Here is a 13,532-nt window from a genome sequence, read left to right on the forward strand (position 1 = left end):
TACGGTCCGGAACGCGCCGCGATCCGGTCCGCGCCGCCGGGACCGACCTGCGCTCGACGGCTGCGTGGTGGGTGGCCGGGCGATACCGTACGTCGTACGGAGCTGACACCGCGCTCGGCGTTCCGACTCGCTGAACCCAGACGTCAAGGAAGGACGGGCGCGTGCGCCGAATACTCCTGCTCGCACCGGTGTTGCTGTTCACCGCCGTCGGCTGCGGAGCGGCCCAGTCCTCCCGGGACGAGGCGACCGATGCCGCGCGGGACGCCGCCAGGGAGGTGGGCGAGCAGCTGTACGGCCCGCGCCCCCGCACGGCGGAGGAGGTCGGGCGGGCCGCCTCGCAGCTCGACGGGGTGGAGGTGATGCGGGTGCGGGGCACCTCCACCCACGACGGGGACGGCGTCGACGTGGTCGTCCGCACGTCCGGCTCCGCGTACAACAAGTGGTTCGACCTCGACGAGATCACCGTGCGGCGCTGCTTCACGGTACGGGTGTCCCCCGAGTCGCGGTGGCGCGAGGTCCCTCGCGACGTGGACTGCCCGGACGGCCCCGCGCTGGCCTTCGCCCCACCGCCCGAGCCGCCCCGGCTGCCCGACGCGGAGCTCCGGGCGAAACTCCCCCGGGTCCCGCAGGGCGGCCGGGTGGACGAGGCCGAGGTTCGCCGTACCCTCGCCGCGCTCGACATCGACCCGCGGATCCGTACGGAAGTGCAGGCGCACGGCGGCCGGGTCGGCGTCCTCCTCTCGGTCAAGGGCAACCACTTCGACCCGCAGGACTGTCTGCTCGCCCGCGTCGCCCCCGGCGCCACCGAGGTGTGGATGCCGCCCCGCATCCAGCGGATGCCCGGGGAGGGCGGCTGCACCGTCGCCAACGCACTGGACCCGGCTCCGCCACCGCACTGAGCGGAAACCGGTGGCGCGGTCGTCCGGAGCCGTGACGGGAAACGTGACACCGCATGACACCGCTCCGCACGCCACGCAGAATGAAGCCGGTCACCGGCCCGGTGGCCGTCGGCGGAGGGGGAGGCGTGGGCGGAATCACCTCGAAGGACGTCGCCGCCGGGATGCGGGAGGCGGCACGGGCACTGCTCGCCCTCCTGGAACCGGAGCAGGTCCGTGCCCTGCGCGCGGTGCCCGACCGGCTGGACGCGCCCGAGCTGCGCGAGTGGACGTATCTGCCGGGCCCGCGCCCCGGGCTTTCCACGGAGGGACTCGACGACCGGCAGCGCGAGATGGTCGACGCGCTCCTGGCCACGGCACACAGCGCGACGGGCGCAGAGCTGGTGCGCGGGGCCATCGACGTGGAGCGGCACCGTCGTGCCCAGCTGGGGGCCCTCGGCCCGGACCGCTACTGGGTGCGGCTGCTCGGCGACCCTGAGGGTGACGAACCCTGGGGCTGGCGGATGAACGGCCACCATCTCGCCGTACACGTACTGGTCACGGCCGCCGGGATCCGGGTGACCCCGCACTTCGTCGGCTCGGAACCGGCTCGCATCGGCAACGGGCCGCGGGCCGGGCACCGGCTCCTCGGCCCGGAGGAGGACCTGGCCAGGGAACTGGTCACGAGCCTGCACGGCACCGTACGGGCGTCGGCGGTCTTCGCCGCCGCGCCGCCGGACGACATCCTGACCCGGGCCGATCCGTTTGCCGATCCGGGTCTCCTTCCGGACGGTCTGGCCTACGACCGCATGGCACCCGGGCAACAGCGCCTGCTGGAGCGACTGGTGCGCCGGTATCTCGACCGCGCGCCCGCGGCGTACGCGCGGGAGTGCTGGTCGGACGCCGTGGCCCGGGGGCTGGGCACCCTCTCCTTCGCCTGGGCCGGCGGCCTCACACCCGGCGACCGGCACTACTACTGCGTGCGCGCTCCGGACTTCCTGATCGAGTACGACAACACCCAGGACGACGGCAACCACGCCCACTCGGTCTGGCGGCACGTCCGCCACGACTGGGGAGCCGACCTGCTCCGCGGGCACTACACGGAGCGGCACCCCTGACCACGTTCACTTCGCCGGTGGACCGTCCACCCGCTCCAGCAGGCGGACGGTCACGGTGTCGCCCTCGTCCTTGCCGATCGCCCTGCGCACCTGAGCCTTCACGGGCAGCTTGTGCGTGCCGTCGCCCAGGGCCATGAAGGACCCCTGGAACGGATGCCCGTCGATCGTGCCCCGGACCTTCACCAGGCCCCTGGTCCCGAAGTATCCGACCGACTCGGGCCACACGACGTAGGTCCAGCCGCCCTTGGCGGGGCTCTTCAGCAAAGTCGCGGTGAACTGCTCGTCCATCATGGATACCGCCTGTTTCAGGAGTGGTCGACAGGGTCACCGTGACCGCGGCGGGGAGGGGACGTCGGCCCCGTGCCCGCGCCGCTGTCTCGGTGTTCACCAGGTACGACCGGTGCGGGCGGGAGAACTCATCGCCGGCCACGAGGACCGTTCAGCCCACCACCCGATAGGTCAGGTGCGTGACCGCGGTCGCCGCCCGCGACGCGACCTGTTCGAGCGCCAGCGGCGGCACGCCCTCGAAGAGCCGGGTGCCCGCGCCCAGGGTGAAGGGCACGATGTGCAGGCGCAGTTCCTCGATCAGGCCTGCCGCCAGGTACTGGTTGACAGTGGTCGCGCCGCCCTGGATCGCGACATCGGCGCCGCCGGCTGCCGAGCGCGCCCGCTCCAGCGCCGGCTCGATGCCGTCGGTGACGAAGTGGAACGTCGTGCCGCCGTCCATCGGCTGCGGCTCACGCGCGTAGTGGGTGAGTACGAAGACCGGGGCGTGGAAGGGCGGGCTGCCGCCCCACCAGCCGTTCCACGGGCGGTCCCACGCGCCGCGCACCGGGCCGAACATGTTGCGTCCCATGATGAACGCCCCGGCGGCGGCCATTCCCTCGATCTCGGCCCGGTTCTCGTCCGGGTGGTCGAACATCCATGCGTGCAGCCTTTCACCCGTCCCGTCGCCACCGTCGTTCCCGAACGGGCGTTCCTCGGTCTGGTCCGTCCCGGCCGTGTAGCCGTCGGCCGAGATCGTGATGTCGCAGATCACCTTGCCTGTGCCTGTACCTGTGCGCGCTGCCATGAGCACGGTTCTACACCTGTACCGCCCCGACCGGGCCACAGGACGTGGCTTCAGCTTCTTATGCGCCAGCGTTGACAAAGTTTCACTGCATCACATCAATATGTAAGCCACGGTGCCGCTGGCAGGAGATGCGGCGCGGATACCTCCGGGAGGGGAACCATGGGAGACCACACCGCGGTTGCGCGACGACCGGAGGATCCCCCGGCTGTTCTCGGCGCGGAGAACTCACCGTGACCCAGCGGCGCGCAGGGCAGCCCTCGCAGGGAGCACCAAGCATGGCGACGACCGGAACGGACCTGTCCCGGATGCGCGAGATGAACCAGCTGTCCATCGTGTGGGCGCTGCGCGGCAACCCCCCGTCGACGGTCACCGAACTCGCGGGCCGGGCCGGTCTGTCGCGTCCCGCCGTGGACGTACTGGTGCAGGCACTGGTCACCGAGGGCTGGGCCGAGGTGCAGGAGCCCGGGGCCGGCAGCGTGGTGGGGCGCCCGGCGCGCCGGTACCGGTTCCGGGCCGACGCCGGCCATGTGCTCGGCATCGACGTCGGTGTGCACAAGGTCCTGGCGGTCCTCAGCGACCTGGAGGGCAACCTCGTGCGGACGCTGCGCCGGCCGGTCGACCCCGACGCGCCGCCCGCGGCACGGCTGTCGGAGGTCGACCGGGTGATCGACGACGTCCTCCGGGTCTGCGGGATGACACCGGACGACGTCTGGGCGGTGACGGTCGGGGTGACCGGCCCGGTCGACGCCGCGGGCCGGACCAGTCTGTCCACTCCGCTGCCCGGCTGGACCGAGGCCGACCCGGTCGGCCACCTCGCGGCCCGCTTCTCCTGCCCGATCCGGGTCGAGAACGACTGCAAACTCTCCGCCGTGGGCGAGCGGTGGAAGGGCGTGGCCCAGGACGCCGACGACATCGTCTTCCTCCTCGCCGGACTGCGCACCGGCGCCGGTCTCATCCTGGACGGCACCCTGCGCCGAGGCCACGGCGGCGCCGCGGGAGAGATCGGCGCCCTCAGGGCGGTGCGCTGGCTCACCGCTGCGGACCACCTCCGGTCCTGCCCCGGGATCCCGGCCACGGCCGCGCCCGGCGAGGCCGCCGCATGGGTCTTCCAGGCGGCCCGGGACGGCGACCGGGACGCGCGGACGGCGGTCCGCCGCTACACCCGCGACCTCGCGGTGGGGGTCGCCGCGCTGGTGCTGACCCTGGACCCACAGGTCGTCGTCTACGGCGGCGGCTTCTCGCGCTCCGCCGACGTGGTCCTCGAGCCACTGCGCCGCGAACTGACCAAGCACTGCCTGCGCCTGCCGGAACTGCGCGCCTCCACGCTCGGCGACGAGAGCGTGGCCCTGGGCGCGGTGCGCCTCGCGCTGGACGAGGTCGACGACCGGCTGCTGAGCGACGGGCTCTCCGCACCGACCGCACCACGCCGCTAGGCCCGCCCGGCCCGTCGGCACCGGGCTCCGGCGTGCCCCGCACACCACAACCCACCACTCCCCCGCAGGGAACGAAGGGACAGCACGTGAGCCAGCGTGACCAGACATCGATGCCGGAACTGCGCGTCGGCGTGATCGGCGTCGGCCAGCGCGCGCCCGTCGCCGCGCTGGCGAACCGCCCCGGACTCGCCCGGGTCGTCTCCTGCGCCGATCCGGACCCGCGAGGCCGCGACGACGCCAGGGCCCTGTTCGGACCGGACGTGGTGCTGCACGAGCGGTACGAGAAGATGGCCGACGACGACCTGGACGCCGTGTTCGTCCTCACTCCGGACCATGTGCACACACGGCCCGCGCTGTTCTTCCTGACCGCCGGGGTCCCGGTGTTCGTGGAGAAGCCGTTGGCGATCACCGTCGAGGACTGCGACGCCCTGCTCCAGGCCGCCTACGACTCCCGCAGCCGTCTGTACGTGGGCCACAATCTGCGCCATCTCCCGGTGCTGCGGCGGATGCGCGAACTGATCGACGAGGGTGCGACAGGGCGGGTGCGCGCCGTGTGGTGCCGCCACTTCGTCGGGCACGGCGGGGACTACTACTTCAAGGACTGGCACGCCGAGCGGGCCAACACCACGGGGCTGCTCCTGCAGAAGGGCGCCCACGACCTCGACGTGATCCACTGGCTCGCCGGGGGCTACTCCAGGAGCGTCGTCGCGCAGGGCGCCCTGTCGGTGTACGGCGACAACCCGCGGCGCGGGGCCGGCGACCCGGCACCGGCGGGCGGTCGCATGCCCGACTGGTTCGACCCGGAGACCTGGCCGCCGTCCGCGCTGCGGGAGCTGAACCCCGTCGTCGACGTCGAGGACATCAGCATGATGCTGACGCGCCTGGACAACGGCGTGCTCGCCAGCTACCAGCAGTGCCACTTCACGCCGGACTACTGGCGCAATTACACCGTCATCGGGGACGAGGGCCGGCTGGAGAACTTCGGCGACGGCATCGAGGGCGATCCCGCGACGATCCAGGTGTGGAACCGGCACCGTTCCGGCTATCGGCGCGACGCCGACCTGACCGTCCCGGTCCCCACCCCGTCCCAGGACGACCACGGCGGCGCGGACCGGGCGCTGGTCGACGAGTTCCTCCGCTTCGCCGCCGCCGGGGGCCGGACGGACACCTCTCCGGTGGCGGCCCGCGAGGCGGTCGCCGCCGGTGTCGCCGCGACGACGTCGCTGCGCTCGGGCGGCACCCCGGTCGACGTACCCGCACCGCCTGCGGCGATCGTCGACTACTTCCGGCAGCACCAGCCCGCGGGGCCCGCGCACCGGGGACCGCGCGCCCGACCCGGTGACAGGGAGGCGGCGCCGGATCATTCGGCGCCGTAGTACAGCCGGAGGAACTCCTCCATCGCCGCGTCGACGCCGGCCCGGTCACCGGTGGCGAGCAGGTCGAGCAGCAGGCCGCGGACGGTGGCGAGCCCCAGCCTGGCGCGGTTCCTGGCCGCGACGGGCGACGCCCCGGCCTCGGCCTCGGCGACCGCCAGGGGCTCCAGCCAGTCGCTCACCAGCCCTTCGAGGACCGGGGCGGCCTCGGGCCGGCCCCGCAGCGCATGTCCGCAGATCTCGAAGAAGAGCCGCTCCTGATCCGCCACGCCGGGATCGGTCAGCCGCCGCCACAGCAGCCGCGCCACATCGGCGGGGGCGGGACCGGGCTCCGCGCGGAGCCGGGCCAGCAACTCCCGCTGGCGCCGCTCCGAGGCCCGGACGATCTCGACGAGCAGCTGTTCCTTGGAGCCGAAGTAGTGGATCAGCATGCGGTGGCTCGCCCCGATCGCGGCGCCGAGCCGGCGCAGGCTCAGGTCCGCGATGCCGTGCGCCGCGACGTGGTCGGCTGCCGCCTCGATCAGTTGCGCGCGCCGGTCTTCCCGCGTCTCCCGCCCGGCGTCGGGCGCCGTCTGCGAACCGTCCATGGTGACCACGCCGCGAGTGTACCAATCGGTACACCCTCTGTGTACCGTGTGGTACATGAAGCCTGTCACTGTCTCGATCGACGTGCCCCAGTCACCCGGGCAGGTCTACGACTTCCTCGATGTCATGGCTCACCACGAGCGGTTCACCGATCACTACCTGTCCGGCTGGCACTGCGCCGGGCCCGCCCGCGGCATCGGTGCGCGCGCCTCCGTCACCGCCTCGCTGGGCGGCGCCAAGGCCGACGTCGACATCGAGGTCGTCCAGGCCGAGGTGGCGCGGCGCATCGTCGAACGCAACATCAGCGCGGGCGGGCGACGCCTGGCCCACGGGACCTACGCCATCGAACCGCTGGGGACCGGCGGGACCCATGTCTCGTTCACGTACTCCTGGGTCCGCGCTCCGCTCGCCGACCGTCTGCTGAGCCCCGCCGTACGCATGACGATGCGACGCGCCAACCGCACGGCCATGCGACGCCTGGCCGCCGAGCTGGCCCGTCACGCATCCGCCACCGGTCCCTGATCCCCGAACCCCGCACCAGCCGTGGGGAGTTGAACGGTCCGACATCTGTCGCGCACCGGCGTACAGGTGTACGGTCACGGCCCGAAGACTTTGGGAGCGCTCCCAAAACCGCCCTTCCGATTGTCATGTCCGCTCCACATGAGGAGGAATGCGTTGAAACGCCTTTTGGCCCTGCTCGCGACCGTCGCATCGACCGTCGGCCTCACGGCGATCGCCGGACCCCCGGCCCAGGCCGCGACCGGTTGCAAGGCCGAATACACGGTCACCAGCCAGTGGGAGGGCGGCTTCCAGGCCGGGGTGAAGATCACGAACCTGGGTGATCCCGTCAGCGGGTGGACGCTCCGCTTCACGATGCCGGACGCCGGGCAGAAGGTCGTCCAGGGCTGGAACGCCTCCTGGTCGCAGTCCGGCTCAACGGTCACCGCCGACGGCGTCGACTGGAACCGCACACTGTCCACCGGCGCGTCGGCGGACCTGGGATTCGTGGGATCCTTCACCGGGTCCAACCCGGCACCCACGTCCTTCGCACTCAACGGCGTGACCTGCACCGGGTCCGTCACCGATCCGCCGACGGACCCGCCGACCGACCCGCCCGCGACCGGCACCCCGACCGCCGTCAACGGTCGACTGCACGTCTGCGGCGTGCATCTGTGCAACCAGTACGACCGCCCCGTACAGCTGCGCGGCATGAGCACGCACGGCATCCAGTGGTTCGGCTCCTGCTACAACGACGCGTCCCTGGACGCACTGGCGAAGGACTGGAAGTCGGACCTGCTGCGTATCGCCATGTACGTCCAGGAGGACGGCTACGAGACCGACCCGGCGGGCTTCACCAGCCGGGTGAACTCCCTGGTCGACGCGGCCGAGGCACGCGGCATGTACGCGGTGATCGACTTCCACACGCTGACACCGGGCGACCCGAACTACAACCTCGACCGCGCCAAGACGTTCTTCTCCTCCGTGGCCGCGCGCAACGCGCACAAGGAGAACGTGATCTACGAGATCGCCAACGAGCCCAACGGTGTGAGCTGGGCGGCCGTCAAGAGCTACGCCGAGCAGGTCATCCCGGTGATCCGGGCCGCCGACCCGGACGCCGTCGTGATCGTCGGCACACGCGGCTGGTCCTCGCTGGGCGTCTCGGACGGCTCGAACGAGAGCGAGGTGGTCAACAACCCCGTGAACGCGACCAACATCATGTACGCCTTCCACTTCTACGCCGCGAGCCACAAGGACACCTACCGCGCCGCGGTGAGCCGGGCGGCGACGCAACTACCCCTGTTCGTCTCTGAGTTCGGCACGGTGAGCGCCACCGGCGGAGGCGCGGTGGACCGGGCGAGCAGCGTCGCATGGCTGGATCTGCTCGATCGGCTGAAGATCGGTTACGCGAACTGGACGTACTCCGACGCCGACGAGGGCAGCGCGGCGTTCGAGCCGGGCACCTGCGCGGGCACCGACTACGGCAGCAGCGGCGTACTGACCGAGTCCGGGGCTCTGCTGAAGAGCCGTATCAGCACCGCCGACGACTTCCCGACGAGCTGACCCCCGGCGGGGCTCCGGAGCCCTCCGGGCCCCGCACGAATTGACTGATTGACGGCGACACCCAGTGGGCAGGGAGGCAGATGATGTCATGAGCACGACTCCTCTCCCCCACAAGGAGGTCGACCATGCACGTCCGCACACTGACCGGGCACCTCGCCGCCGCCGCGCTGTTGTCGCTGCCGCTGCTGAGCGCAGAGGCCGTGGCCGCGGGCCCGTCGGGCGACGCCCCGGGTTCCCCGGCCGCGGCCCGGGTCCTCACCTACGACGCGAGCGGCTCCGCCGAGTTCAGGTCCGCGGTGGACCGGGGCGCGGCGATCTGGAACGAGAGCGTCGAGGGCGCGGAGCTGCGCCCGGCCACGGCGGGGCAGCGGGCCAACATCCGCGTGCTGGCCGACGACGGCTGGCCGCGCGCGCTCACCACTTCCCTGGGCAACGGCACCGTCTGGATCGGCCGCCAGGCCGTGAACGGGGGCTACAACACGGTGCGCATCTCGTCCCACGAGCTCGGTCACATCCTGGGACTTCCGGACCGCAAGCCCGGGCCGTGCTCCAGCCTGATGTCGGGGTCCAGCGCGGGCGTCCCGTGCACGAACCCGTATCCGAACGCGGCGGAGAAGGCGGAGGTCGAGGGCAACTTCGGCGGGGCGGCCGGTTCGCCGCCGGCGATCGCCGCACCGGCACCCGTGCTCATCGAGGACTGACCGGGCAGGGCCGCTGGAGTGCGCCGTGCGGGGAAGCCGTGAAGGGTTCGAGCACACTTCCCCGCCTTCGGCCGCAGCGGCGGAAGACTCGAAGGACTCGCTCGGCGCTTCCGGACAAGCAGGGCGCCGACCACGTATGGGGAGACCGATCAACCATGTTCACTCTGGTACGGACAAGAGTGCGGACGGCGGCGCTCGCACTCTCGGCCGCCGCGGCCCTCGTCTTCAGCGCGACCACCACCACGACCGGTGCGTCGGCGGCCCCCGCCCCCGTGAAACAGGGGCCGACCTCGGTGGCCTACATCGAGGTGAACAACAACAGCATGCTCAACGTCGGCAAGTACACACTGGCCAACGGGGGCGGCAACGTCTTCGACGTCGCCGTGATCTTCGCCGCGAACATCAACTACGACACCGCCTCGAAGACGGCGTACCTGCACTTCAACGAGAACGTGCAGCGCGTCCTCGACAACGTCGCCACGCAGGTGCGGCCGTTGCAGCAGAAGGGCATCAAGGTCCTGCTCTCGGTGCTGGGCAACCACCAGGGTGCCGGATTCGCCAACTTCCCGTCCCAGCAGGCGGCTTCGGCGTTCGCGAAGCAACTCTCGGACGCCGTGGCCGAGTACGGCCTGGACGGCGTCGACTTCGACGACGAATACGCCGAGTACGGCACCAACGGCACCGCCCAGCCCAACGACAGCTCGTTCGTGCACCTGGTGACGGCGCTGCGCGCGAACATGCCGGACAAGATCATCAGCCTCTACAACATCGGCCCGGCCGCGTCCCGCCTGTCGTACGGAGGCGTCGACGTCTCCGCCGAGTTCGACTACGCCTGGAACCCGTACTACGGCACCTGGCAGGTCCCCGGCATCGCGCTGCCCAAGTCGAAGCTGTCACCGGCGGCCGTCGAGATCGGCCGGACCTCGCAGAGCACGGCCGCCGACCTCGCCCGCCGCACCGTCGGCGAGGGGTACGGCGTCTATCTGACATACAACCTCGACGGCAGCGATCGCGGCGCCAACGTCTCCGCGTTCACCAGGGAGCTGTACGGCAGCGAGGCCGTCTACACGCCGTAAGGCGCCCGCCGCTTCGACAACGATGTCGGGGCGAGCGCGGGCGGTCGGGTCCGCCGGCCGTCGCGCGGTGTCGAAGTGCGGGGTCGGACGGTTCTCGGTCAGGGCGAAGGAGGTGCTGCGCCGATGGCGGTGGCGGCGTAGAGGTGGCCGCCGCCGCGTGATCCACTGGCTGGAGAGCGCGGCGTTCCCTCACGGGTGCGGAGGCGCGGTTGCGGGGCCATGGGTCGGCGCCGGGCCCCACGGCGCCTCGAGCGCGGCCCGCAGCGCGGCGACCGTGTCCCGGCCGATCCGCTCGGCGAGCGCCTCCTCCAGCCGTTCGAGGACGAGGTTGGCCTGCCGATGAGCACGCCGCCCCTTTGGGGTCCGCCGGATCAGCCGCCGTCGGGCGGAGGCGGGGTCGGGCGCCTGTTCCAGCAGTCCGAGGTGCACCAGGCCGTGGACTGCCTGGTGCGCGGTCTGCCGGGTGACGCCCATCCGCCGGGCCAGCTCCGACACCGTCGTGCCGTCCTCGTCCAGCACGCTGAAGAGACCCAGCTGCGTCAGCGACACGTGGGACGCGCCCGCCTCGTCCAGGGCGGCGAGCAGGGCCTCGTCGAACCAGCGCCGGGCGTCACCCAGCAGCTGCGGGAGGTTGCGGTCGGCGGGATGCATCAGTTCCTCACGGTGCGGTGGGCGGCGGGCCGGTCCGTCGGCCCACTTGGCGGCCGGCGACCTATTGTGTCAGGCTGCCTGACATTGAAGACGCCGACACGGGAGAGCCATGACCATCGAGTACGCCACACGCTACCGGCGCGCCTCGCGGATACCCGCCGAACCGGGCAAGCCGTACTTCATCGAGAAGGGCGAGGGGGACCGTGCCCACCTGTTCGGCGACCTGATCACGATCTACGCCGGCGGGGAGCAGACCGAGAACACCTTCAACTTCTTCACCGTCGAGGGTCCCAAGGGCGACATCATCCCGGCCCATCTGCACACCGACACCCACGAGGTCTTCTACATCACCCAGGGTGCGGTCCGTCTGTTCGTCGAGGACACCGAGGGCCATCAGCAGGAGAAGCTGCTCACCCCCGGCGACTTCGGCTTCGTACCCAAGAACTGCCGGCACGCCTATCGCATGGAACGCCACCACAGCCAGGTGGTCGGCGTCGCCGCCGGCCCGGGCCGTACCTTCGAGCGCTTCTTCGAAAGTCTCGGTACGCCCGCCGACGCCCTCGGACTGCCGCCCGAGCCCTATGTGCCCGCGCCGGAACGATTCGCCACCGTGCCCCAGGAGTACGACGTGCGGTTCCTTCCCGACCACCAGTGGCGCACCCCGTGACCGCCGGTCGCCGGCCCCTCCGTGAGCTGATCGCCGCACCCCATCCGGACGTCGCGCCCCTGCCTCCCGCGGCCCGCGGCGCGTCGGGCACCCGTGTGTTGCGGGGCGTCCCGTTCGCCGAACGCGCGGGAAGCCGGCCGCTGGAACTGGACCTCTGGCTGCCGGAGAACACCGGGCGGGAGGCGCTTCCACTGGTGCTGTTCGTGCACGGCGGCGCCTGGCTCCGGGGCCGCCGTGACGACATGGGCATGCGGACCCGGGACTGGGATCCCGGACCGTTCGCACGGATCGCGGCGGCCGGCATCGCCGTCGCCTGCGCCGACTACCGGCTGAGCGGCGAAGCGCACTTCCCCGCACCTGTCGAAGACCTCCGCGCGGCGCTGCGCTGGCTCGGCCTGCGCGCCGCCGAGCTGGGGCTGGACATCGGCCGCACGGTGGTGTGGGGTGAATCGGCCGGCGGGCACCTGGCCTCGCTCCTGGCGCTCACCGGGCACTCAGGACCGGCCCCCGTCGCCGCCGTCATCTGGTACGGGCCGGCCGATCTGACCACCGCCCGCGGCCCCTACGATCCCGGGTCGTCCACCACGCCGGAGGCACTGCTGCTGGGCGGGGCCCCGGCGACCCGCCCGGAGCAGGCGCGGGACGCGAGTCCCCTGACGCACGCCCACCCGGGCGCGCCGCCCTTCCTCCTCGTCCACGGCGAGGAGGACACCATGGTCGCGTGCTCACACAGCCGGGATCTCGCCACCCGGCTGGGCGAGCTGGGCGCACCGGTCGACCTCCGTACCGTGCCGGGCGCGGACCACTGCTGGGACGGGCTGCCCGATGCCCGGGTCGAGGACATATTCGACCAGTCACTGCGGTTCACGAGGCGTTTCACCCAGCGGGACGGCGGGGGCCGGTGAAGGACTGCCGGCGTGACCGGCCGGCGGTGGGGTGACCGTGGCGCCGGCGTCGGCCGCGCAGTCCGTGTCCTCGCCCGCGCGGAGCCGTCGCTCGCTCCGGGTGCCGTCGGTGCCGAGAGTGCGGGGCGGCCCGTCCTGCTCCGGGCCGCCGCGCAGCCGGGCGGGTCAGCGCAGTCCGGCGAAGAGGTCGTTCTCCGGTACGGCGGCGCCGGTGGTGTCCCGGACACGGACGAACGTCTCCATGCCCATCAACTCGCCGAACCTCTCCTTGCCCATCTTGAGGAAGAAGATGTTCTCGCCCTGACTGGCGTGCGCGGCGAGCGCGTCGAACTTCTGGCCGCTGAACGCGGTGGTGTCCACCCACGTGGTGATCTCGTCGTCGGGGAGGCCGATCTCGGCCATCGCGGCGGCCTCGGCCGGGTCCGGCTCCGGCATGTCCGGATGGAACTCGCGCATGATCTCGCCGAACCGCTGCATCGCCGATCGGGGCATCGTGGTCCAGTACACCTTCGGCGTCAGCTCCGTCATCTCCAGGGCCGCCATCGTGATGCGGTGGGCCTGGATGTGGTCGGGATGGCCGTAGAAGCCGTTCTCGTCGTAGGTGACGACCACGTCGGGCCGGTAGTGCCGCATGAGTTCCGCGAGTCTCGCTGCGCCTTCCGCCACCGGGGTCCGCCAGAACGACCCGGCGGCGTCGTTGCTCGGCCAGCCCGCCATGCCGGAGTCCGCGTAGTCCAGCATCTCGAGGTCACTGATCTTGAGGACCTCGCGGCTCTCCTCCAGCTCCTGACGGCGCATCAGCGCGACGGCCGCCGGATCGTGCCCCGGATCACCCGGCTTGACGCCCCCCGGTCCGTCACCGCAGCCGCCGTCGGTACACGTCACGAGAACCGTGCGGACACCCTCCGCCGCGTACTTGGCCAGAATCCCGCCCGTTCCGGTGGCCTCGTCGTCGGGGTGGGCGTGCACGGCCATGAGCGTCAAGGGTCGGTTCGTCATGGAAAAGTCCTCCTGC

15 protein-coding genes are annotated in these 13,532 nt (G+C 71.8%); 10 read left to right on the forward strand and 5 right to left on the reverse strand.

Features of this window, described 5'->3' with window-relative positions; all coding sequences use genetic code 11:
• Positions 1 to 161 precede the first annotated feature (161 nt).
• Positions 162 to 899, forward strand: a complete 738-nt coding sequence (locus tag ACZ6IM_RS17025; protein WP_052838661.1) for a hypothetical protein — start codon at positions 162 to 164, stop codon at positions 897 to 899.
• Positions 900 to 1,024: 125 nt separating this feature from the next.
• Positions 1,025 to 1,993, forward strand: coding sequence for a DUF3500 domain-containing protein (locus tag ACZ6IM_RS17030; protein ID WP_469557279.1), 969 nt, complete (start codon positions 1,025 to 1,027; stop codon positions 1,991 to 1,993).
• A gap of 6 nt (positions 1,994 to 1,999) precedes the next feature.
• Here the strand turns inward: ACZ6IM_RS17030 and ACZ6IM_RS17035 are convergent, their stop codons facing one another.
• Complete coding sequence (locus tag ACZ6IM_RS17035; RefSeq protein ID WP_052838770.1) at positions 2,000 to 2,281, reverse strand: DUF1905 domain-containing protein; 282 nt, start codon at positions 2,279 to 2,281, stop codon at positions 2,000 to 2,002.
• 151 nt (positions 2,282 to 2,432) lie between these two features.
• Positions 2,433 to 3,065: a dihydrofolate reductase family protein gene (locus ACZ6IM_RS17040; RefSeq protein WP_469557281.1), complete on the reverse strand. Its 633-nt coding sequence runs from the start codon at positions 3,063 to 3,065 to the stop codon at positions 2,433 to 2,435.
• Positions 3,066 to 3,340: 275 nt separating this feature from the next.
• On the opposite strand from ACZ6IM_RS17040, the gene ACZ6IM_RS17045 reads away from it, so the two are divergent.
• A complete protein-coding gene (locus ACZ6IM_RS17045) occupies positions 3,341 to 4,498 on the forward strand; it encodes an ROK family transcriptional regulator (protein ID WP_052838663.1) in 1,158 nt (385 codons plus the stop codon).
• A gap of 110 nt (positions 4,499 to 4,608) precedes the next feature.
• On the forward strand, positions 4,609 to 5,874 hold the full coding sequence (locus ACZ6IM_RS17050) for a Gfo/Idh/MocA family protein (protein ID WP_052838664.1): 1,266 nt from the start codon (positions 4,609 to 4,611) through the stop codon (positions 5,872 to 5,874).
• Here the strand turns inward: ACZ6IM_RS17050 and ACZ6IM_RS17055 are convergent.
• On the reverse strand, positions 5,859 to 6,458 hold the full coding sequence (locus ACZ6IM_RS17055) for a TetR/AcrR family transcriptional regulator (RefSeq protein ID WP_052838772.1): 600 nt from the start codon (positions 6,456 to 6,458) through the stop codon (positions 5,859 to 5,861). The two genes, ACZ6IM_RS17050 and ACZ6IM_RS17055, sit on opposite strands and share 16 nt — an antisense overlap.
• Before the next feature lie 55 nt (positions 6,459 to 6,513).
• On the opposite strand from ACZ6IM_RS17055, the gene ACZ6IM_RS17060 reads away from it, so the two are divergent.
• From ACZ6IM_RS17060 to ACZ6IM_RS17075, 4 genes are all read left to right on the forward strand, one after another.
• The gene (locus ACZ6IM_RS17060; protein ID WP_469557284.1) at positions 6,514 to 6,978 is read left to right on the forward strand and encodes an SRPBCC family protein; all 465 of its coding nucleotides are present in this window, start codon (positions 6,514 to 6,516) and stop codon (positions 6,976 to 6,978) included.
• 153 nt (positions 6,979 to 7,131) lie between these two features.
• The gene (locus tag ACZ6IM_RS17065; RefSeq protein ID WP_469557286.1) at positions 7,132 to 8,517 is read left to right on the forward strand and encodes a cellulase family glycosylhydrolase; all 1,386 of its coding nucleotides are present in this window, start codon (positions 7,132 to 7,134) and stop codon (positions 8,515 to 8,517) included.
• A gap of 125 nt (positions 8,518 to 8,642) precedes the next feature.
• Positions 8,643 to 9,218 (forward strand): snapalysin family zinc-dependent metalloprotease, encoded by a 576-nt coding sequence (locus ACZ6IM_RS17070; protein WP_469557288.1) that lies wholly within the window; start codon positions 8,643 to 8,645, stop codon positions 9,216 to 9,218.
• 155 nt (positions 9,219 to 9,373) lie between these two features.
• Positions 9,374 to 10,294 carry an endo-beta-N-acetylglucosaminidase H gene (locus tag ACZ6IM_RS17075; protein ID WP_469557290.1) on the forward strand — a complete coding sequence of 307 codons (921 nt, stop codon included), beginning with the start codon at positions 9,374 to 9,376 and terminating at the stop codon, positions 10,292 to 10,294.
• 189 nt (positions 10,295 to 10,483) lie between these two features.
• Here ACZ6IM_RS17075 and ACZ6IM_RS17080 read toward each other — a convergent pair whose 3' ends face one another.
• On the reverse strand, positions 10,484 to 10,945 hold the full coding sequence (locus ACZ6IM_RS17080) for a MarR family winged helix-turn-helix transcriptional regulator (protein WP_052838669.1): 462 nt from the start codon (positions 10,943 to 10,945) through the stop codon (positions 10,484 to 10,486).
• A gap of 109 nt (positions 10,946 to 11,054) precedes the next feature.
• Here ACZ6IM_RS17080 and ACZ6IM_RS17085 point away from each other — a divergent pair, with 109 nt between their 5' ends.
• Entirely contained in the window at positions 11,055 to 11,612 is a 558-nt protein-coding gene (locus ACZ6IM_RS17085) for a quercetin 2,3-dioxygenase (protein ID WP_052838670.1), read from the forward strand.
• Positions 11,609 to 12,517, forward strand: a complete 909-nt coding sequence (locus tag ACZ6IM_RS17090) for an alpha/beta hydrolase fold domain-containing protein (RefSeq protein WP_052838773.1) — start codon at positions 11,609 to 11,611, stop codon at positions 12,515 to 12,517. The genes ACZ6IM_RS17085 and ACZ6IM_RS17090 overlap by 4 nt, the downstream gene beginning before the upstream one ends.
• 165 nt (positions 12,518 to 12,682) lie before the next feature.
• Here ACZ6IM_RS17090 and ACZ6IM_RS17095 read toward each other — a convergent pair whose 3' ends face one another.
• Positions 12,683 to 13,516: a PIG-L family deacetylase gene (locus tag ACZ6IM_RS17095; protein ID WP_469557292.1), complete on the reverse strand. Its 834-nt coding sequence runs from the start codon at positions 13,514 to 13,516 to the stop codon at positions 12,683 to 12,685.
• Between the last annotated feature and the right edge of the window lie 16 nt (positions 13,517 to 13,532).

This window comes from Streptomyces sp. NPDC042336 (assembly GCF_055581985.1).